The sequence below is a fragment of the Flavobacterium sp. GSA192 genome (assembly GCF_006386525.1).
Taxonomy (GTDB): Bacteria; Bacteroidota; Bacteroidia; order Flavobacteriales; family Flavobacteriaceae; genus Flavobacterium; species Flavobacterium commune.
This window is the reverse complement of record NZ_VAHC01000006.1, coordinates 222,448-246,099: the sequence shown is the minus strand read 5'-3', so window position 1 is coordinate 246,099 and position 23,652 is coordinate 222,448. Positions and strand designations below refer to the sequence as shown.

The following is a 23,652-nucleotide window of genomic DNA, read 5'->3' as shown; positions in this document are numbered from 1 at the left end:
GACTAGTATGAAAAATATAGTAACAACATTAGTACTGTCTTCAGTATTATTATTTACAAGCTGTCAGAGTGATTACTTAGATTTAGAACCTCTTGATGCACAAACGGAAGCTTCTTATTTTAAAACACCTGCAAACTTTAAGGCTGCCTCCAATGATTTTTATAATAAAATGGTAAGTTGGAGATCTGTTGATGGTAGTAATATATACAATTTTATGGATTTTGGTACTGATTTGACCTCTTTAAGTCAGGAAGAAGGAAGAGGAAACACAGTAGAAGCTGTATCTGATATTTATTGGAGAAATCCATATAAATATATTAGAGCCAATAATATATTATTAAATGCTGCAGATAAATATCAAGGAGATAAAGCTGCTATTGCACAGTATGTAGCAGCAGCAAAATTCTTTAGAGCATGGCATCATTTCTTTTTGTTAAAAAGATACGGTGGAGTACCTATTGTAACTACTGTAGTAGATATTAATGATGAGGTGTTATACGGAAAACGCAACAGTCGTTATGAAGTGATGAACCAAATTTTAAAAGATTTATCAGAAGCGATTCCTGATTTACCATTGGAACAAAATATTTCTGGAGCAGATAAAGGACATCTTAGCAAATGGGCAGCTGAGGCTTTTAAAGCCAGAGTACTATTATATGAGGCTACTTGGGAAAAATATGTAGGTACTACTACTGATGGAGATGGAATTACAACAGGTGCAGGTAGTGAAGGAGCTGCAGCAAACACCACTGCTTATTTAGAAGAAGTAATTGCATTGACTAAAGATGTAATGAGTAATGGTGGCTACCAATTATGGAACTATAATTCACAGCTAAATAACTTTAGTATGTATTATTTATTTAATCTTGAAGATGCGGGTTCTAATCCGGCAGGTCTGGATAAATCAACAAACAAGGAGTTTATTCTTTATAATAAATACGATTTTGGGTTATTACAAGCAGGAACAAACTTAAGTCATACTGTAGGTTCAAGATTAGCTCCTTCCAGAAAGTTTATGGATATGTTTTTATGTACTGACGGTTTACCAGTTGATAAATCGCCTTTGTTTCAAGGATATGTAAAAGTAGGGGATGAGTATAAAAATCGTGATTACAGATTAACATCTTATTTTGTTGATTTAGCTACCGATGCAATTCCGGTTTCAGGAGCTATAAAATTATTCGGACCGGGTGGAGATAGTGGTTCTGGTTATGCTAATAGAAAATTTAGAGCCTATAAATATGGTACTTACAGAGCTGCTAATACAGAATCAGCAGATTATCCTCAAATTAGATTAGCAGAAGTTTATTTGATGTATGCCGAAGCCTTATATGAGTTAAACGGAAGCATTACAGATGCACAATTAAATGAGTCCATTAATTTAATTAGACAAAGAGCGGGGCTTCCAGCTTTGACTAACGCTTTTGTGGCTGCTAATGGTTTAAATATGTTAGACGAAATTAGAAGAGAAAGAGCCATTGAATTGTTTGGAGAAAATAGTCGTTATGATGATTTAAAACGTTGGGGTATAGCAGAGCAAGTATTAAATGAACCAATTTTAGGATCGGTTATTCAAGGAACAGACTATCAGGGTAACTCGGCTATTTATAAACCTGCTTCTTATCCTTATGGAGAGCTTTCGGTTGCTACAGGAAAAGGAAATTTAAACGCTTTGTTACTGGATCCGGCAGCAAATAGAAATTTTCAACGAAAACATTATTTATTTCCTTTGTCAACAACACAACAACAGTTAAATACTAAGTTGTTGCAAAATCCAGGTTATTAATTAGTAACTTTTAAACTTATACTAATATGAATCATATTATAAAAAATAAAATAAAAGCTGTAATAGTATTATTTAGCATGGTACTAATGGCTTCTTGTAGTGATCAGGAAAAAGATTTTACAGGAGAACCTCTGGTTACTTATCCGTCTGTAACAATAACTTCTGTTTCGCCTTCAGTAGGAACTTCTGGAAATATTGTTACTCTAACAGGTACTAATTTTGGAGAATATTCTCAAGCTGCAAAAATCTATTTTAATGGTGTTCTTGCTGATGAAATTTTAACTTATTCAGATACTTCGGTTACTGTTAGAGTACCTCAAAATGCAGGAACAGGGCCTATTACAGTTAAAGTTTGGACAAATACAGCCACAACTGCCGATTTCGAATATTTAGTAGGTGCTACTATTGCTTCTGTTTCACCCACTTCTGTAAATGTAGGTGATCAAATGGTGATTACTGGACAGGGTTTTGGTACTGATGCATCAAAAGTTAGTGTTAAATTCTCTGACGGAATAGTTAAAGATGCTTTTACAGGAACTGTAGTTTCTGTTTCTAATACACAAATAGCAGTATTAATTCCTAAAGGTGCAGTTACAGGAAAAGTAAGGGTATGGTTAGAAAATCAAATTATTACCGGTCCTGAACTTAAAGTAATAGCACCTCCAAAAGGGAAGTATATTTTTGAATTTGACGACCCAACAGATGTACAATGGCTACCAGCCCAAAATGCAACATCTAAAATTGAAGAAGGAAAGCTAAAAGTAACTTTTGATCCTGCACAATTAGGAACTACCGCTAGTAAACGTCGTGCCGATTTATACTATATTATTAATGGTATTTTCCCTTCTCCGGGAGGAACTGCAAAAACAAAATGGGTTCAGTCTCCTGCTTATCCTATCATTGCCATGAAAATTGCTTTTTCAGGAACAGGAGCTGTAAAACCTGGTGTAGGTAATATTATTCTTGATCCTGCCGTTACCGGAGGAATTAATGTAGGTAACAATAAATACAAAACAGATTTTGTTGCTCAAAATGTTATTTATTATGATTTGTCTGCGGATTATTTAACAGAGACCGAATTAACAATAAGACAGTTTAAAATAGCTGATATAGTAGGTGCTGAAACGGGTTATGAAGTAGACTGGATACGTACATTTAAAAATAAAGCAGAACTTCAGACATTCCTTGGTTTGTAACGATAAGTAATTTATAGGCCAAGAAGAGTATCTCTATTCTTGGTCTATTATTAGAAAATGAAAACACTTCTAAAAATATAAAAAATGATAAATACAAAAATAGCAATCGCAATAATAAGTTCTTTGTCTTTTATTGCCTGCACTTATGAATACGGATTACCAGAAAAGAAGGTAGAGGAAGTTTCTGTAATTGAGGATATTACAGTGCCTTCAAATAAAGTTTTTGCCCATCCGGGATTATTACATTCTCAAGCCGATTTTGACAGAATGAAAACAAAGGTTGATAATCAGGTAGATCCATGGATTTCAGGGTATAATAAAATGATTTCTAATAGCCATGCTTCAGCTACTTATGTGATGAAAGGACCGGTGGTAACTCTTATTAGAGGAGGAGGTTCTAGAGAAGAACCATTAGCAGATAATTATTCAACAGCAATGGAAGATGCTCATGCCGCTTATTTAACAGCAATTCGTTGGAAAATTACAGGAGATGTAGCTTATGCCAATAAATCGATTCAAATTTTGAATGCTTGGGCTGCTACTTGTACTTCTATCAGCGGAGATTCTAATAAAGCATTAGGTGCCGGAATTTATGGATATCAGTTTGCAAATGCAGCTGAAATCATGCGTGACTATTCAGGATGGAATGCTACCGATTTGGCTAAATTTAAAAAGTGGATGTTGGATGTATTTTATCCGGTAAATAAAGCTTTTTTAGATACGCATTGGAACGCTTGCAGCACGCATTATTGGGCTAACTGGGATTTGTGTAATTTGGCTTCTATGATGTCTATAGCAGTATTGAATGATGATGTCTCAATGTACACTTACGTTATTAATTATTTGATGAAAGGGGTAGGAAATGGACAATTGTTAAAAGCTATCAATCATATTCATCCAAAATCGGCTAATGACGATATTGATTTGGGGCAAATTCAAGAAAGTGGTCGTGATCAAGGGCATACTTTGATGGTAATAGGTTTGCTCGGTTCTATTGCTCAAATGGCAGAAAATCAAGGTTTAGATATCTATGGCTATAATGACAATATGATATTGAAAGGTGCTGAATATGTTGCTAAGTATAATGCTGCGAGATTAAGTGTACCTTTTAAAACTTATACTAACTGTGCAAATGTTACTCATACAACAGCTGCCGATGATGCAGGCAGAGGAGGTATCAGACCTGTTTGGGAAAGAATTTACAATCATTACACAATAGGAAAAGGGATTAAAGCTCGTTACATAAAAACAGCTAAAGATGTTGGCTATCCCGAAGGTGGAAGCGGAGATTTGAATCCTAATAGTGGAGGATATGATGATTTAGGTTTTGGAACTTTGTTATACTCTAAATAATTCGGGTTTATTTTTATTGAATAAATTCTAAGATTATTTTTAAGCCTGTAAAATTCTCTAAAATAAGAGTTTTACAGGCTTTTGTGTTTGTAAACTCATATATCAGTTTGAGTCTGTCGAAGACTTTATAAATTTCTTTAAGTCCAATTTGATAATTCATCAAATAACAATTTTACCAACGGTTTATGCCAAGATTGCGTTTTTCTTAAGCGCAATCTTGGCTTTGTTTTTTATAATTATTGGTGAATTTATTTCTGTTGTAAATGGTTTTAATTGAGTGTTTTACAGTGGAAAAATAAATTGTAAAATTTAACTATGTTTTTAATGAAATAAATTTAAAAATGAGTGATAGTTTATGCAGAATGGTTGATAATTAGTATTCAGGGAGAATTTATGTAGGTATTTTTGATTGTAGATAAATAAAGAGAATTGAATTCTATAATCAAATTAAAAGCCTATGGGGAAACAAAAAAAGATTAAGTGATATGTAATTCCTATTGATTGCATATCAAAATGGGATGATTAAAAACAAATTCAATTCAATCCCAATGAGTTGGAAAATAACCGAAACCACAAAAAAATAAATTATGAATTTATATTTAAAAACCAACCAATGAAAAATTTTAAACTGATAAATATTGATAAAAATTTTACTTTTATTAAATAGTTGTAATGATCTTTAAATAAAGCTTTTGTTTATTTGTAAAAGATTAGTAATAACTCATATAATTGTAATTATACCCTTGTAGTATTGTAAAAAACACACCTTGTTATTTTTAGAAGAAGCTATGTTTGCATGGTTAGTAAAAAGTTGAAGGCTATAACTGGTAATTATAGTTTTTTTTAATTTAGTTTGGTTGTAATAGAAGAAAGGATAATAAAATTTATTATTCTTTCTTTTTTTAATGTAATGATAAAATGAGATTGGTTTGTTTTTTTATATTCATTGCAGGGATAGTACTTCTTCCTGTAAATTCAGTTTTTGCAAATAAAATAGATTTTCTTGTTGCCTTGGATGGTTCGGGAGACTTTAAGTCTATTCAAGAGGCGGTTACTGCCTGTGGCGCTTTTTCTGCTGATGAAAAAAAGATATTTATTAAAAATGGAGTTTATAATGAGAAAGTTTTAATCGATTCTTTTCATGCTAATATAAGTCTCATTGGTGAGAGTGAAGACAAGACAATTATAAGCTATAATAATTATGCGGGTCAGGAGAATATAGGAACTTTCAATAGTTATACGCTAAAGATTTTAGGAGATCATATCAAAATTGAAAATTTGACTATCGAAAATTCAGCGGGAAGAGTAGGTCAGGCGGTTGCGCTTCATGTCGAGGGCGATTATTTTGTAGCTTCCCGATGTCGATTATTAGCTAATCAGGATACTTTGTATGCTGCGGGAAATAATAGACGTCAGTATTTTAAAAAATGTTTCATTGCAGGAACTACCGATTATATTTTTGGATCAGCTACTGCAGTTTTTGATCAATGTGAAATTCATAGTAATACAGATTCGTATATAACGGCAGCCAATACTCCCAAAGAGAATCAGTTTGGATTTGTTTTTTTGGATTGCGTGTTGACGGCAGAACCGGGTGTTAAGAAAGTCTTTCTGGGAAGACCATGGAGGGAATATGCCAATGTAGTTTTCATAAGATGTTTTATGGGAAAACATATTCTGCCGGAAGGCTGGCATAATTGGGACAAACCCGAAAAGGAAAAGACTGCTTTTATGCTGAGTTTGGAAATACAGGACCCGGTGCCGATGTTTCAAAACGGGTAAAATGGTCGCATAACCTAAAGAAAAGCCAAGTTTCTGAATTTGAATTGGATAAAATTTTTAAAATGGAAAGTGAATGGAAACTAGATTCGAGCAAACTTTAATTGTCTAAAAAGTAATCTGGAGTTCATCTGTAAAAATATAAAGGCATTAAAAAAGCAAATAATGAAAAAAAGATCTATCAAAAATGTTTGTACTGTATTTCTTATATTTTTTTCCTTTTTGGGATATAGTAAAAATTACGATATTAAAATATTAGGAGCAGACAATACAGGTAAAACAAAATGTACTAAACTGATAAATCAAACTATTGATTTGGCAGCTAAAGAGGGAGGAGGAATACTCTACTTCTCTTCGGGAACCTATCTCACTGGAGCAATTACTTTAAAAAGTAATATTACTATTTATTTAGAAGCTGGTGCGACTTTAAAGTTTTCGTCTGATTTTAATGATTATGTACCTTTTCAAAATGTGCGCTATGAAGGGATTTTTATGAATACGTTTGCTCCATTGCTCAATGCGTATAAGGCAGAAAATATTAGTATAAAAGGAGAAGGTACTTTGGATGGTAATGGATTTGCCTGGTGGAATGAGATAAAAAAGATATCAGCTGAAGTCAAAGAAAAAGGACAAATAGAAAATCCTACTGAACTTCAGAAACTGTGGACTAAAGAGAATAAAGATTTGAAAGTTGAACCTTATTATGAAGCGGGGCTTAAAAATCAATTTTTCCGTCCACCATTTATCCAGTTTTTAGAATGCAATAAAATTAAAATTGAAGGTGTTCGTATCCAAAATTCTCCTTTTTGGACAATCAATCCTGTAGGCTGTAATGATGTTGTTGTTCATGGTGTGACTATTTTTAATCCGTCAACTAATCCGCATGGTCCAAATACTGACGGAATTAATCCATCATCTTGTAGTAATGTTAGAATTTCGGATTGTTTTATTAGTGTTGGAGATGATTGTATTACCATAAAATCCGGGCGTGATTTTCAGGGCAGAAGCTATGGTAAACCATGTGAAAATATAACTATCACTAATTGTGTAATGCTTGCCGGTCATGGTGGTGTGGTTGTAGGAAGTGAGATGTCCGGCGGGGTAAAAAATGTAGTTATTTCTAATTGTGTTTTTGATGGAACCGATGCTGGTATTCGTATGAAATCATCGAGAGGAAGAGGCGGAGTTGTGGAAAATATTAGAGTTTCAAATATCGTAATGCGAAATATTAGTCGAAATGCATTTACTTTCGATTTGTTTTATGACAGATCGTCTAAAGCAGAACCAGTTTCTGAACGCACTCCTATATTTCGAAATATTCATATAAGTGATGTTTCGGGAATTAATATAAATAAGGCCGGGGTAATAAACGGTATCGAAGAAATGCCAATAAATGAGCTGTCTTTTACGAATATCAACATGGAGGCAAAGGAAGGTTTTAGTGCAGCAATTGCAACAAATCTGAGCTTTAATAATGTGGATATTAGTACACAAAAAGGGGCATCTTTGGAGTTTTATAAATGTGATGGCTTACTTTTTAATGATATAAGGTCGAAGAAACCTCTGGAAAATCAATCAGTAATAAAAGTAACAGAATGTAAAAATGCTTTGCTGAATAATTGTTTTCAAAGAATAAATACTGATGTTTTTTTAGAGACTAAAAATAGTGAAGTTATTCAAGGAAGTAATTTTCTATCTTTATTAAAAGAACCAATCAAAGAGATTAAATAGCGAAAATGTGATTATGAATAAAAAGTATATCATATTGATTTTGTTGCTAGTATTGACAACTACTGCTGTATTAGCACAGGATTATAAAGCACTTTGGCCCGAAGGGAAAATGCCTAATTCTAAGGGAATGAAGTTAGAACATATTGAAGAACGCGAAAGGGTAACTCAGGTGAGTACACCGGGAATGTATTCTTTTTTTACTTCAAAAGAAGAAAATACGGGTGCTGCTGTTTTAATTTTTCCGCCAGGAGGCTATCAAAAGTTAACTTATAATATTGCCGGAATCCAATTGGCAAAATGGTTCAATACCTTTGGAGTGAATGCTTTTGTAGTGATGCATAGGTTGCCTACTTCGCCTGATTTGAAAGCCCCCACTTTTGGACCATTAATGGATGCACAACGAGCCATAAAAATTGTTCGTGATAATGCTGAAAAATGGGGAATAGATAAAAATAAAATTGGCGTAATGGGATGTTCTGCAGGCGGTGGTCTGGCGGCAAATTTAGCAACTATCAAAAAAGACTATTCGCAAATAAATGATGCTTTAGATGCAATAGCTTTTAATCCTAATTTTCAAATCCTGATTTCGGGAGCTCTGAGCATGAAGCAAAATGCACATAAAGGAAGTTATGATGCGCTGCTGGGTAAAAATGCTTCGGCTGATTTAGAAACTCTTTTTTCGGCAGAGTTGAATGTTTCCACAGATACTCCTCCTGCCTTTGTAACTTGTGCTGCTAATGATGCTGTAATTAATCCGTTAAATAGTCTTCAATATTACCAATCGCTTTTGAATTCAAATGTCAAATCGGCTTTGCACATTTTTCCACAGGGAGGACATTCAATTGCTTTAAGAAACAATCCCGGTTCAACGGAACTTTGGACAAATTTATGTGAAGACTGGATGAAGGAAATGGGATTTTTAGGGAAGTAGTTTTTTAGCTAAAATCAATTATATTATCTAATGAGTATTATTTTGCAATGCTCAGCTTCACAACAATTATAGTTGTTGTATAATACAAAATTTCCCGGTATAATACAGTATATAAGTAGCTCTCTTTAATTTTTGGGATTATTGGATTATATTGAATACATAATCAGTATTCTTTTAAATATACTGTTTCATTTCAAAAGCTATTTTTTTTCTATAATACTCCTGCTTTGTGGTGGTTTATTTTTTGATAACCACTTTTTTTTTCACAAAACAACATATTCAAGCATCAATGCGCTTTAAAATTAGAGTAGCACTTTATTCTATTTAGTTTTCTTTACTTTTTTAAAACTAAATTAAGTTCAAACTACCGTAAAATATAGATTTATGGTAATATGACCCCCTTCAATTTGTATTTTCTCCCTATTCTCCTAAATGACAAAATTTACTTTTGACTTAATATTATGCGCTAAAAACAAGATTTTTTATTAGAAACACATTTTAATCAATCTAAAATTGAATGCTGCATTTTTTTTGTCAAACTTCTAACCAATTAACTATGTAAAAACATTTAAAAAAAAATTTAGAGAGGTAAGCAACATCGGAATGATTAAAAATTATTCTTACCTCAAAAACACAAAAGCAATTAATTAACTAACTAAACCAAAAAATTATGAATAATAAGTTGTCAAGGAAAAACTTTGGCTTAAGTAATGCTTTGATAGAAAAAAGGCATTTAGCTTTATTAGTTATGGTAGCTTTTTCATTTTCACCTATTGTTTATGGAAAAACGAAGACCGTATTGAATAATGCTATTTCGGTAAGTTTAAAAAAAAAGAAAACCGTTTTAGTCCTTCAGCCCCAACAAGCAAAAATTTCAGGAAAGGTCGTGGATGATAAAGGACTTGGAATTCCGGGGGTGTCTATTCTTGTTAAAGGAACTAAAAAAAGCACAATTACAGATATGGATGGGAATTTTGTACTTCCTGATGTTTCTTCAAATGCTGTTTTAGTTTTTAGCTATATCGGAATGGAAACTCAGGAGGTTCCTGTTTCCGGAAAAAAAATAGTTAATGTACTCATGCAGGAAATCTCTAGCAAACTTGAAGAGGTAGTGGTTATTGGATACGGAACAGCAAAACGAAAAGATTTAACAGGTTCCGTTGCTTCAGTAAACATGAAGGATTTAAAGGATATTCCGGCTACCAATGCTTTACAGGCTATAGCAGGTAGATTAGCCGGAGTAAACGTTACGATTACCGAAGGAGCTCCAGATGCCCGAATTAATGTTCGTGTAAGAGGAGGAAGTTCGATTACTCAGGATAATTCCCCTTTGTATATAGTAGATGGCTTTCAGGTGAACAATATTAATGATATTCCTCCTGGCGACATTGAAACTATCGATGTACTTAAGGATGCGTCATCAGCAGCTATCTACGGTTCTCAGGGAGCTAATGGGGTAGTGCTTATAACAACCAAGTCAGGAAAAAAAGGAAAAGTTGAGATTACTGCAAATGCTTATACAGGTTTAAAAAAGACTTATAATTTAACGGATGTTTTATCTCCTTATGAATATGTATATTTTCAAAAAGAGATTGATCCGGGATCAAGTGTTTCTGGTACAAGTTTTTATTCTGCTTACGGTTTGTGGAGTGATCGTGATATTTACAAATCAAAAAAAGGATTCGACTGGCAGGAAAAATTATATGGTAATACCGGATTTCAAACCCATACTGATTTAGGTTTGACCGGAGGGGATCAGAAATTACAATATAAGATTAATTATACGCATGATTTTGAAGATTTTATAATGATAAACTCTTCTTACAAAAGAGACTATCTGAGTTTTAAATTAAATAAAGAGATTAGTTCAAAATTTCGTTTAGATATTAACTCCAGATTTTCAAATACAATCATTACCGGACCTAGTGTTTCTAGTGGAAGTAAATTAAGAGATGGAATTAAATATGCGCCAGTTAGAAGTTTAACTTATCTGGATCCGGGTGCTCTCCTGGGTACTAGTGACAACATAACTTCTGCTGAGGCTCTAAGTAGTCTTAATGATCCTATTTATAATATTTCAAACGAATATAAAGAGCAAAATAATCTTAATCTTACCATGAATGGAGGATTAACTTTTAAGCCTTTTAAAGGAATTACTATTGTTTCTCAGGGTAGTTATGCAGTAAATAGAAATTTTACTGATAATATTTGGTTGAAAAATACAGGTGAGGCCAGTTCCAATGGAGGTCAGCCAGTTGCTAGACGTCAGGATGTAAAAGGGGTTGACTGGTCTATGCAAAATACGATAAGTTATGATGGAAGTTTTAGTAATTCGAATCATCGATTGAATGTTTTATTGGGACAGGAAGCCCGTGATTCACACACTAGTGAAACATTAATACAGTCAAAATTTTTCCCTGATGATTTCAATGCTAAAGACGTATTAGCCATGTGGAATTATGGAACTCCATTGCCAACTTATACTACGATTAACGAGCCTAGCAGAACGGCTTCTTATTTTGGACGTATTAATTATACATTATTCAATAAGTATATTTTTAGTGCTACTTCAAGACTAGATGGTAAAAATGTTTTTTCGCCAAAAAACAGATGGGGTTTCTTTCCGGGAGCTGCTTTTGCATGGCGATTATCGGAAGAGAAATTTATGGAAAAAACCAAAGACTGGTTATCCAATGCTAAGTTTCGTTTAAGTTATGGTGAAGTAGGTAATGCCCGTGTGGGATCTTATTGGAGACAAGATTATACTTTTGAATCATCAGCTAACAGATTGATTTATATAGGCAATAATGCTCAGAGTACTTTAAAACCTTCGACAACTTTAAAAAACGAAAACTTGACATGGGAAACTACGGTTTCAACTAACTTAGGTCTTGATTTAGGATTTTTTAATCAAAGATTAAATTTGAGTATTGATGCTTATCAAATCGATACTAAGGATTTAATTCTTGCAGTGGCATTACCTTCTAACTCAGGATATACTTCGCAATACCAAAATATAGGTAGCACATCTAATAAAGGGTTAGAGTTCACTTTGTCAGGAGATATCGTTGACTCCGATCAATTTAAATTGTCAGCTAATTTTAATATAGCATTTAATAAAAATATAGTAAAAAGTTTAGACGGTTCTAATGAAATGATTGCTGCTACAAATTGGGCTCCTAATGTAGGACGTGATGATTATAGAGCCAGAGTAGGACAACCTGTTGGGTTAATGTATGGTTATGTTTCGGATGGGTTTTATAGTTTTGACGATTTTACATATGATAACACTCAAAAGAAATGGATTTTGAATCCGGGAGTAGTAGATGCTTCTAAAGTAATCACAACTTCAGGGAATTATTTTGGACCGGGACATATGAAACTTAAAAAATTAAGCGGTACAGGTACAGTTATCAATCCTGATGAAGATCGTAAAGTTATTGGTAGAGCACAGCCAAAACATACAGGAGGTTTTTCAATCAATACTTCGTATAAAGGTTTTGATTTGTCGGCAATGTTCAACTGGTCTTATGGCAATGATATTTACAATGCCAATAAAATTGATAATACTACTTTCAGTGGTTCAAAGCGTTACAACAATGCAAGTTCTATTATGAGCTTAGAAAATCGTTTTACAACTATTGATCCGGTTACAGGCAACAATATCATGTTTGGTGCCGATGCTAATCCGCAGTTGTTACAAGAGATTAATCAAAATGCCCAAATATGGCATCCATTATCTAATTCAACAATAATAACTGATTGGGCAATTGAAGATGGTTCTTTTTTAAGACTTGGTAATTTAACATTAGGTTACACACTTCCAGAAAGTATTGCTAAAGGAAGATTCATTCAAAAAATCCGCTGCTATGTATCTGGAAATAATTTAAAAGTTTGGACAAAATATTCAGGACAAGATCCCGAAGTAAGTACAAATAGTTCTCCATTGACACCAGGATTAGATTGGTCAGCTTATCCAAAAGCCAGAACAGTTTTATTTGGAGCTAACGTAACATTTTAATTAAAAAGATTATGAAAAAAATAATATACTATTCTTTCATTGTTGTTGCTTTGGGATTATTCTCCTGTAGTGATGATTTTTTGGAAACAACTTCGCCTTCTAAATTAAGTTCTGAAACCGTTTTTAAAACACCATCAATGGCTAAAGCCGCCATTATGGGAGTTTACGGAAAGATGACCGATACCTATATTTATGGACAAAAGTTATCAGTAAACTGGCAGGGAGTTTCGGATATTGAGACTAATTCGGGTTTCTCGACCACAGGTTATAATTCTACCAGTAGTGATTCTGGTGCCGGTAATTTTTATGATGATCCTTATAATCAGACTACCAAATGGCAAACGCTGTATGAGTTTGCTGAATTAGCCTCTACAGCTGTGGATGGAATTAGGAATTCACCAATATTTGAGACCAGAGCTGCTGAGATGAAACCGCTATTAGGAGAAGCTTTAACTCTTAGAGCAATGGCTTATTTTGAATTAGTGAAATACTGGGGCGATGTACCATTTAAGAGAGAAGCATCTAAATCAGATCTTTCTAATGTTTATATGGGAAAAACCGATAGAGATACCATCTATGCTGGTTTAGTAGAAGATTTGACTGAGGCTGTAGATTATTTGCCATGGTTAAAATCTAATGCGGAGTATTCGACTTCAGAACGTATTTCTAAAGCTTTCGCAAAAGGGCTTTTGGCAAAGGTTGCTCTTTATGCCGGAGGATGGTCTTTGCGTGACGGTAATTTATTTCCTGATGCCGATGTTGAGCATCATCCAACGATACAGGAAGAAAACGGTTATTATGTGGGGAGAGTTAAAAACTGGAGAGATTATTATCAAATAGCGGCTCAGCAAACGGCTGAAATTTTAGGAAGCTCGGCACATCCGCATGCCTTGGATCCTAGTTATGAAAATATATGGAAAACCGTATGTAGTTTACAACAGAATACCTACAACGAGAATCTTTTTGAAGTTGCTTTTGGTTTAGGAAATAATGGGGATATTGGTTCTTTGATGGGTTATGAAGTAGCAGGTAATACAAAATATGGTTCAAGAGGATTTGGAGGAAGTTATGTGGCTTCTCAGGCTTATTATTTTTATTCTTTCGATCGTGATGATTTACGTCGTGATGTTACTTTAACATGGACAAGTTATGGTAGTGCCAATAAAGAAACTATGAAAACAGATGCTTTAAATGTTAGTTTCGCAAAATGGCGTATTTACTGGATGGCACCTTCTTATTTGGCATTGCATAAAACAGCCAATTCCCGTATAGCTACAGGTGTAAACTGGATTTTGATGCGCTATTCAGATATTTATTTAATGTTTGCCGAAGCTCAGAGTCAGTTGACTAGTCCGGATGCGGTAAATACTGCAGCAGGAATGTCTCCTCGTCAGGCCTTAGAAAAAGTAAGAGAACGTGCTTTTGGTGCTGGTTCTCCAAAAATTAAAGAATATGATGCTAATTTTTTCAATGCCATTGTTAATGAACGCGCTTGGGAATTTGGTTGCGAATCCATTCGTAAAGGTGATTTGTGTCGTTGGGGATTGTTATATGAAAAAATAGAAGCGATGAAGAAAACACTTTGCTTAATGTTGGATAATAAAGTGCCTGTAACCATTTTTGACAAAACTTATCAGCCTTCAGATTTCCCACAAACGATTTATTATAAGTTCAAAGATGCTGAGTTTATTGATCAAAAATCCATCAATTTTTATACTAATCTGGGAGCCAGTCCTGGAACGGAGTATCAGTCGGCCTCCTGGTTTACAAAGAGTATCGTAAAACCAACCAGTGGAACCAGTAGGACTTATTTGGATAATCCTACAAAAGTATTATTGGCAGCTACCGGAATTAATAAGGCTTACGATTATTCTAGTTTTCTTAGCTCTATGACAAATGGTGGTGAGATTCAGGCTAATCTTGCCCAATATACTATGGGGAATAAGAACTGTAATTACAGACAATATTTTGCTATCTATTATGAAGATGTATTTGAGTCAAAAGGTTTCCTTACAAATTCTTATGGCTACTAAACTTTTAAACTAAATTTAAATGAAAAACAGTATATTAATTTTTGTGGTATCAATACTCTCCTGTTTTATGGTGAGTTGTGAAAAAGATTATAATGATTGGGAGGTTGAGCCGGGACACGACAGGCTTTTCAAGTCATTAATATTCGAGGTCTCTAAACTTCAGTCTACTTCAGTTGAACTTAAGTTTACCAAATCCATTTCGGCAACTAAATATGTCTTCGAATTCAGTAAAGACAGTTTGGAATTTAAGGAAATTGTAAAAACGGTAGAGTTTTCGGCAGCTAATTTGACTCCTTTTGCTGATTCCAATAATCTAACTAAGGTTGAATATCGGGAAATGTTTACTGGACTAGATGGAACAACTAAATATTCAGTTAGAATGAAAAGTATAGATGAATCATCCGGTATGGAATCAGGTTATAATCAGATTTATTTTGAAACGCCACCAGAACAGATTTTTACTAATTATTTTCCAACGACTAATAGTATAAAGCTAAAGTGGGCATTGACTCCAAATGTAACTAAGGTTGTTCTTTACAGTAATGAAATGCAACTAATAAAGGAGGTAACTTTAAACCAAGAGCAGATAACATTGGGTGAACTTAGTTTTGACAATTTAAGTATTGGGACAAAATATATTGCTAAGATTTTTAATGGAGCGAATAATAGAGGTACTTTGAATATAACAACTACAGGAATTTCTAATAGTGCTGTTTACAAAGTTTTACAAGCTGACAATGCAGCAAGCATAAATACGGTTTTAAGTAACCTTGTATTAGGTGGAGCTACTGATATTACGGTAGAATTTGAAGTGGGTAAAACTTATGCAATTGGGGGCGAAATTATGGTTCCTACAGGAGTGAATAATATTGCTTTTACAGGATCTACAGGTAGTAATGGTGAGTTACCAATTTTGACTAATGCCAGATTTAATGTTGCCACTCAAATAAAAGATATCATAATTCAATACTTGACGACAACCTCTTCAGGAAATTTCTTTATTGATCTTGGAGGAAAAACAGTCAATAACATTTTTATCGAAGGTTGTAATGTATCTAATATCAATTCTTTAGTTAGAGCCGGTGGTGTAACTGTCATAAAAGATATTTATGTAAACAATTCATGGATTTCAAACACAGGAGGTTGGGGAATGTTTAATTTTGGAGGAACTACCACAGTAGGTTCACTTAATGTCTCAAATTGTACTTTGACAGAAATCAGCACCAGATTTGGAGACATCCGTATTGCTACTAAAGTTAATTTTAAAAATATTACTTGTGTAAATATTACACTATCAATGGGGCATCTTTGGTTATTTGATAATAATAAACCTTCACAAGTTTCTATTCAAAATCTTATTTTAGGAGGCCCTAACGGAGGTGCTAAAATCAATGATACTAATGGAAATTACAGTAATATTCCTATTTCTTATACAGGCAGTTATAAAACAAATGACATGATCGTAGATGTTAGACCATTTAATGGTATAACAGTAGTGCCATCTAATATTTACGGTTTGTTTGTTAATCCGGCCATTGGAGATTTCCATGTTAAAGAAGGAATAGGTTTTGCAGGAACAGGAGTTGCTGGTGATAAAAGATGGTTTAACTAGATAATTTTTTATAGTAGAGGGGAATTTTTAGGATTCCCCTCTTTTTTAAAGATTGAATTAATTCAAAATTAGTAAGGGATATTTCTTTTATTGAACCTAAAATAAAAACAATACTGATAAAAAAATAAATAATGATTGCAAAAATTTTAATGGCTTCTGTGTTTTTAATGAACAGTTTTTTTATTGAAGCAGCTAATGATTCTAAAACTATTAAAACTTCAATCAAAATAAATAAGTACGATATAGTGGTTGCTCAAGACGGAAGTGGTAATTATAAAACGGTAAAGGAAGCTCTTAATTCGGTAGCGCTTCTTAAGACCAAGGAGACTAGAATTCTAATAAAGAATGGTATTTATAAAGAGAAATTGGAAGTAATCAAGGATAAGAATAACATTAGCTTAATTGGAGAAAGTAAAGACAATGTTATTCTTACTTATGATGATTATGCTTCGAAAAAAAATGCTTCAGGACAAGATATAGGAACATCCGGATCAGCCAGTTTTATTGTTACTGGAGATAATTTTAAAGCTAAAAATATCACCTTCGAAAATTCATCAGGACCTGTTGGACAGGCCGTAGCTGTTCGAATTGACGGAGATAAAATAATTTTTGATAATTGTAAATTTCTGGGTTTTCAGGACACACTCTATCCGCGTAGTACCACAAGCAGACAATACTATAAAAACTGTTACATTGAAGGGACTGTTGATTTTATTTTTGGAGCTTCAACTGCTGTTTTTGATCAATGCGAAATTTTTGCAAAAGCAGGAGGAGGTTATCTTACTGCCGCAAGTACGAACGAAAAAAATCCTTATGGATTAGTTTTTTTAAATTGTAAATTGACGACAAATTCAGCAAATGGCAGCTATTATCTGGGAAGACCTTGGAGAAATTTTGCTAAAACGGTATTTATTAAATGCGAAATGGGAGGACACATAAAACCCGAAGGCTGGCATAACTGGGGTAAACTGGAAGCCGAAACTACTACTTTTTATGGCGAATACAATTCTACAGGCATCGGAGCTTATCCAAATGAACGGGTAAAATGGATGAAACATTTAACTGCTGATCAGGTAAAAGAATATAGTGTAGAAAATATTTTTAAAAGCTATGCTGAAAAGCCGGTTATCGATAACTGGAACCCAAAGAAAATCCTTGATGATATATCTAAAAAATAGATTTTTGGCTGTGTCCATTAGGCTTAACTCAGGATGACAGTATTTTTTAAATTTAAATACTTTTTTAATTTCCAATTTTTTAATGTTAATCAACGAATTATTTATGTGTTAAAAGCTTTATAACAACCAATTAGACCAACTATGAACCAAAAAATACAAATATTTCTTTTCAAAAAAACAGTATTTTTAATGCTGTTTTTATTTGGGATAACCACTCAGCTAATAGCCCAGCGCAATGTTGAAAAACTAAACCGAGGCCTTATCGCAACACGACTCGATGCTAGTAGGGTGTATGTGGGCTGGAGAATGCTGGGAACCGAATCCACTGATGTAAGCTACAATTTATATTGTGACGGTGTAAAACTGGCAGGAAGTCCTTTTACGACTACTACAAATTATACTCATGCAACTACTACCAACGGTACTTATACTGTTCGGGCTATTATTAATGGAGTAGAAGAGTCGGCTTCAGAATCAGCTACTGTTTGGGCAAATCAATATTTGGATATCCCCATGCAAGTTCCTCCCGGAGGTACCACTCCCGATAATATAGCCTACACCTATAACGTGAACGATTGTAGCGTGGGCGACGTAGACGGTGATGGCCAATATGAGATATTTGTAAAATGGGATCCAACTAATTCAAAAGACAATTCACAGCCAGGTTATACGGGTAACGTTTACATTGACTGCTACCGCTTAGACGGAACACGTTTATGGAGAATCGATTTAGGAAGAAACATTCGTGCTGGTGCCCATTATACCCAGTTTATGGTGTATGATTTGGATTCGGATGGGAAAGCTGAATTGGCCTGTAAAACTGCGGATGGAACCATCGATGGAACCGGAATAGTTATTGGCGATGCAGCAGCAGATTACAGAAACCCAAATGGGAGTAAAACATCAACAAGTACTTATGGTGGAGTTATATCGGGGCCTGAATTTTTAACCATTTTTAACGGAGAAACCGGTAAAGCTATGGCAACCACTAATTATTTGCCAGCGCGCGGAAGCGTATCTTCCTGGGGTGATAGTTACGGAGGACGTTCAGAACGTTTTGTTGCTGCTATCGCTTATCTTGACGGATCCAAACCCAGTTTAATAATGGGACGTGGTTACTATACCAGATTAGTACGTGTGGCCTGGGACTGGAGAAACGGTACGCTTTCTCAACGATGGATTTTTGATAGTAATACTTCCGGAAATTCTGGAGCGGCAGGTATGGGAAATCACCAAATGACCGTGGGTGATGTTGATGGGGATGGTAAAGACGAAATTTTTAACGGTTCAAGCGGTATTAATGACGATGGGACACTATTATTTGCCAACACTTTAGGTCACGGTGATGCTTTACATATGACCGATATGGATCCCGACCGTCCCGGACAAGAAATATGGATGTGTCTGGAAGAACCAGTTAAATATAAAACCAATGGTTTGGTATTTTTGGATGCCAAAACTGGAGCAACACTATGGGGAATACCTGCAAATACAGATGTAGGACGTTGTAATGCCGCAGATATTGACCCACGCTACAAAGGATATGAATGTTTTGGTAGTGCTGGTGTAAAAGATGCTTCAGGCGTTACAACTACCACAAACTATTTGATGGACTGCAAAGGCAATCTTATAAGCAATAAAAAACCGACACAGAATTTTTCTATTTGGTGGGATGGAGATTTAAACCGTGAATTATTAGATTCGAATAAAATAGACAAATGGGATTATATTAATGGAAAAACGGTTAATATGCTCACTGCCACAGGATATTCATCAAACAATACCACTAAAGCAACACCATGTTTAAGTGCCGATCTTTTTGGGGATTGGAGAGAAGAGGTAATCTTTCGTAAAGATGACAATACTTCTATCGGGATTTATACAACCAATATTCCGACTACGCATAAATTATATACTTTGATGCACGATCCTCAGTATAGAGTGGCAATTGCTTGGCAAAATTCAGGCTATAATCAACCGCCTCATCCAGGCTACTATTTGGGTGTGGATATGGATGTAAATAGCTCTACTCCAAATATTACCATTGCAGGCAATTCCTCAACAGCTACTCCTAAACTTAAAGTATATGTAGAAACACCTACTTGCCCGGCTAAGGCTAATGGTAAAATTAGTGTTGGTACTGATTTGAACGGTTATACGTATAACCTGACCATCACAGGAAACGGACTTAACTTAGCATTAAATAACCAAACTATTACTACTACAACCAATTGGGTGAAATCAGATCTTACAGCAGGAACTTATGTGATTACTGTTTCGATACCTTCTATTTCTTTCCAGGAAAGTTATACTGTAGTTGTCAAAGAAATTTCGGCTCTGACTGCTAAGAGAGAAGAATTTAACAAAACGGTGACTTATACTGTTTCCGGAAGTAATGAGTATAATGTAACGGTTAATGGTGTTAGCAGTACTTACATTACAGCTAACAGTGAAATAGCTAAAATTGAAATCGATGCCAATTTGCTTCAATCTACAAACACGGTAACTATTGAAACTAATAGTGATTGTCAGGGAATAGTTCAAGATACTTTTAAAATGAGTCCAACAGCCTTTGTACATCCAAATCCAACTAGCGATATAGTAAATGTTGAAGGATTAAACAGCGGTTTAATCCAAGTGTACACTACCAGCGGAACATTAATGCTGGAGCAAAAAGTTAATAGCACTACTACCAGTGTAAATTTAAAAGGATTTGCTGTGGGAATGTATCTGGTAAGAATTACTCAGGGAACCGAAGTACAAACATTTAAAGTTATTTTAAAATGATAATAATAAAAAATATTAAAACAATATGCTTCTCTGTTAGTTTAGGGCTTTTAGTGTCCTGTGGCGGAGGCAACTCAGATGGAGAGCCGAAAGTGAATCTGCCGGCAAAACCCAATTTATCCTTGCCTGCTAATGGTGAAAACTGTAGTGCCTATACTGTTGTTGCCAGTGACAATACCAAAGCTGAAATCAGTTTTAGTTGGACTGGAGCTGCTTATGCAACTTCCTATGTTTTAGTACTAACTCAGGCTGGGACTGAAGTGTTGAAAAAAGAAATTAGCACTACTTCCTACAAAGTGATTTTGGACAAAGGAAAAACTTATTCCTGGACTGTAACTGCCAAAAATAGTGATGGAGTGAATGCTAGTGCAACGAATTCGTTTACCACACCTGGAAATCCTATAGGAAACTATGTGCCTTACACAGCAGTAATAAACTTTAACATAAACAAAAGTACCAGCATGGCAAGTTTATCTTGGGTAGGTAAAGATGAAGATTCTACTACTGGTGAATTAAAATATGACATAGAAATAAAAAAAGATAATGTAGTTATTCAGTCTTTAACCAATCAAACTATTAGTTCTATTGCCGATTTTGCAGCAGTACTGAATGCTACTTATCAAATTAAAATCAATACTATCGATAAACAAGGGTCTTATTCAACTTCGATAGTAACTTATACTTACGAATAACTTTGAACAAAGTAATTTTCGATAATATAAAATCAGAAAATTATATTTTTTCATCAAATAAAAAAATAGAGAATGAATCGAATTAAGATTATTGCGGGCTGTTTATTGCTATATATAAGTGTTTTTCAGGGAAATGCCCAACAGAAATTAAAATTGCAATATGATACGCCGTCAACCAACTGGAATGAAGCTTTACCAATTGGTAATGGTCGTTTGGGGGCAATGGTTTTTGGAAATCCTCAAAAAGAAGAATTGCAATTAAACGAAGAAACTGTTTGGGCTGGTGAACCAGGCAATAACGTTCCTAAAAATGTCTATTCCAATATTGAAGAAATAAGGAAATTACTTTTTGCAGGGAGAAATAAAGAAGCTCAGGATTTAGCCAATAAAACTTTCCCGAGACAGGCTCCAAAAGATTTGAATTACGGAATGCCTTATCAGACAGTTGGGAGTTTATGGATTGAATTTCCGGGTCATGAAAATTATACGGATTACAAAAGAGATTTGGATATAGAAAAAGCGGTTTCGTCTGTGAGTTATAAAGCAAACGGAATAACGTACAGGCGAGAATTTTTTGCGTCTTTTTCAGATGATGTTATTATTGTGAAATTAACTGCTGATAAGAAAAAAAGCATTAGTTTTTCATTGTCAGCTACAAGTCCACAAATAGTTAGCAATTTTAAAACTCAGGATGGTAAATTGTTTTTTGAAGGAACAACGGGTGATACAGATAATAAAACTGGTAAAGTAAAATTTGTTGGAGAAGCAGCCTGTACTTTAAAAGGCGGAAGTTTAATAACTACCGCTGACAAGCTAACGGTTAAGGATGCTGATGAGGTTGTTATTCGAATTTCGATAGCGACTAATTTTAAAAACTATAAAGATCTTTCAGTTAACCCATTAGAAAAAGCAACTACTATTTTAGCTAAAGCCTCTAAAAAAAGCTATGCAGAATCCTACCAAAATCACGTGGCAGCGTACCAAAAGTATTTTAACAGAGTATCATTGTTTTTAGGAGATTCCCCTCAATCGAATAAAACTACTGATGTAAGAATTAAAGAATTTGCTACATCCTATGATCCACAATTGGTGGGGCTTTATTTTCAGTTTGGAAGGTATTTGCTTATTTCGAGTTCGCAGCCAGGCAATCAGCCGGCGAATCTTCAGGGAATTTGGAATCATAAGTTGAATCCTGCATGGGACAGTAAATACACGGTAAATATCAATACCGAAATGAATTATTGGCCTGCCGAAATAACGAATCTGAGCGAAATGCATCAACCGTTATTTAGTATGCTGAAAGATTTAGCCGAAACAGGAAAAGAGAGTGCTTCTGAAATGTATCACGCCCGAGGTTGGAATATGCACCACAATACCGATTTATGGCGCATGACAGGAGTGGTTGATGGCGGATTTTATGGGCTTTGGCCAATGGGTGGTGCATGGCTTACCCAACATTTGTGGCAACATTATCTCTACACTGGTGATAAAGCATTTTTAAAAGAATATTATCCGGTTTTAAAAGGTGCAGCCCAATTTTATCTGGATGTGCTTCAGGAAGAGCCGGAAAATAAATGGTTAGTGGTTGCTCCGTCCATGTCTCCCGAAAATACTTATGAGAGTAGTGTGGGTGTTTCTGCAGGAACAACGATGGACAATCAATTGGTTTTTGATGTTTTCAATAATATCATTGATGCTTCTAAAATTTTAAAAACCGATAGTCGTTTTGCTGATTCGGTTGCGGTTGCATTAAAAAGATTGCCGCCAATGCAGATAGGACAATATTCACAATTACAGGAATGGCTTCATGATTTAGACAAACCAAATGATCATCACAGACATATTTCTCATTTGTACGGCTTGTTTCCATCTGGACAAATTTCACCATTTAGAACACCGCAATTAATTGAAGCGGCTAAAAATACTTTGATTTCCAGAGGTGATGTTTCAACGGGATGGTCTATGGGCTGGAAAGTAAATTGGTGGGCTAGATTATTGGATGGAAACAGGGCTTTCAAATTGATAAAGGACCAGTTAAGTCCGGCACCATTAGAAAGTAAAGGAGAATCAGGAGGAACCTATCCGAATCTTTTAGATGCGCATCCGCCGTTTCAAATTGATGGGAATTTTGGATGTACAGCCGGAATAACCGAAATGTTATTGCAAAGTTATGACGGCGCAATTTATCTGCTTCCTGCTTTGCCGGATGATTTTAAAAGTGGAAAAGTGAGCGGTTTGAAAGCCAGAGGAGGTTTTGAAGTGGGTATGGAATGGGAGAATGGAAAATTGAAACAATTAATTATAAAATCGGTTTTAGGAGGAAATTGCAGATTGCGATTAGCGTCTGATGTTATGTTAGTAGGTGATGTAAAATTAGAGCAACCCAAAGGAGAAAATACCAATATTTTCTATAACGTAAATGCTATCAAAGATCCTTTAATTTCAGAAAAAGCAGCTCTGAGAGGCTATCAATCTCCTAAAACTAAGTTGTATGATTTTAATACAGTGGCTGGAAAAACTTATGTTTTTGAAGCAAAATAATTGAACCGAAAT

12 protein-coding genes and 1 pseudogene are annotated in these 23,652 nt (G+C 34.6%); all 13 read left to right on the top strand.

Annotated elements, in window-relative coordinates; all coding sequences use genetic code 11:
- Positions 1-7: 7 nt before the first annotated feature.
- Positions 8-1,786: a RagB/SusD family nutrient uptake outer membrane protein gene (locus FDM27_RS13620; protein WP_140487276.1), complete on the top strand. Its 1,779-nt coding sequence runs from the start codon at positions 8-10 to the stop codon at positions 1,784-1,786.
- A gap of 26 nt (positions 1,787-1,812) precedes the next feature.
- On the top strand, positions 1,813-2,982 hold the full coding sequence (locus FDM27_RS13615; RefSeq protein ID WP_071185546.1) for an IPT/TIG domain-containing protein: 1,170 nt from the start codon (positions 1,813-1,815) through the stop codon (positions 2,980-2,982).
- An 84-nt stretch (positions 2,983-3,066) separates the two neighbouring features.
- A complete protein-coding gene (locus FDM27_RS13610; RefSeq protein WP_140487274.1) occupies positions 3,067-4,335 on the top strand; it encodes an alginate lyase family protein in 1,269 nt (422 codons plus the stop codon).
- A 918-nt stretch (positions 4,336-5,253) separates the two neighbouring features.
- A pseudogene (locus FDM27_RS13605) lies at positions 5,254-6,218 on the top strand (pectinesterase family protein).
- 61 nt (positions 6,219-6,279) lie between these two features.
- Positions 6,280-7,845, top strand: coding sequence for a glycoside hydrolase family 28 protein (locus FDM27_RS13600; protein WP_140487272.1), 1,566 nt, complete (start codon positions 6,280-6,282; stop codon positions 7,843-7,845).
- Between the two features lie 13 nt (positions 7,846-7,858).
- Complete coding sequence (locus FDM27_RS13595) at positions 7,859-8,776, top strand: alpha/beta hydrolase (RefSeq protein WP_140487270.1); 918 nt, start codon at positions 7,859-7,861, stop codon at positions 8,774-8,776.
- 670 nt (positions 8,777-9,446) lie between these two features.
- Positions 9,447-12,797 carry a SusC/RagA family TonB-linked outer membrane protein gene (locus FDM27_RS13590; RefSeq protein ID WP_219846418.1) on the top strand — a complete coding sequence of 1,117 codons (3,351 nt, stop codon included), beginning with the start codon at positions 9,447-9,449 and terminating at the stop codon, positions 12,795-12,797.
- An 11-nt stretch (positions 12,798-12,808) separates the two neighbouring features.
- Positions 12,809-14,830, top strand: coding sequence for a RagB/SusD family nutrient uptake outer membrane protein (locus FDM27_RS13585; RefSeq protein ID WP_140487268.1), 2,022 nt, complete (start codon positions 12,809-12,811; stop codon positions 14,828-14,830).
- Positions 14,831-14,849: 19 nt separating this feature from the next.
- On the top strand, positions 14,850-16,442 hold the full coding sequence (locus tag FDM27_RS13580) for a DUF5123 domain-containing protein (RefSeq protein ID WP_140487266.1): 1,593 nt from the start codon (positions 14,850-14,852) through the stop codon (positions 16,440-16,442).
- A 131-nt stretch (positions 16,443-16,573) separates the two neighbouring features.
- On the top strand, positions 16,574-17,620 hold the full coding sequence (locus tag FDM27_RS13575; protein ID WP_219846417.1) for a pectinesterase family protein: 1,047 nt from the start codon (positions 16,574-16,576) through the stop codon (positions 17,618-17,620).
- A 141-nt stretch (positions 17,621-17,761) separates the two neighbouring features.
- Positions 17,762-20,407 (top strand): T9SS type A sorting domain-containing protein, encoded by a 2,646-nt coding sequence (locus FDM27_RS13570; protein ID WP_140487264.1) that lies wholly within the window; start codon positions 17,762-17,764, stop codon positions 20,405-20,407.
- Positions 20,404-21,099, top strand: a complete 696-nt coding sequence (locus tag FDM27_RS13565) for a hypothetical protein (protein WP_140487262.1) — start codon at positions 20,404-20,406, stop codon at positions 21,097-21,099. The genes FDM27_RS13570 and FDM27_RS13565 overlap by 4 nt, the downstream gene beginning before the upstream one ends.
- A gap of 72 nt (positions 21,100-21,171) precedes the next feature.
- Entirely contained in the window at positions 21,172-23,640 is a 2,469-nt protein-coding gene (locus tag FDM27_RS13560; protein WP_140487260.1) for a glycosyl hydrolase family 95 catalytic domain-containing protein, read from the top strand.
- Positions 23,641-23,652 lie beyond the last annotated feature (12 nt).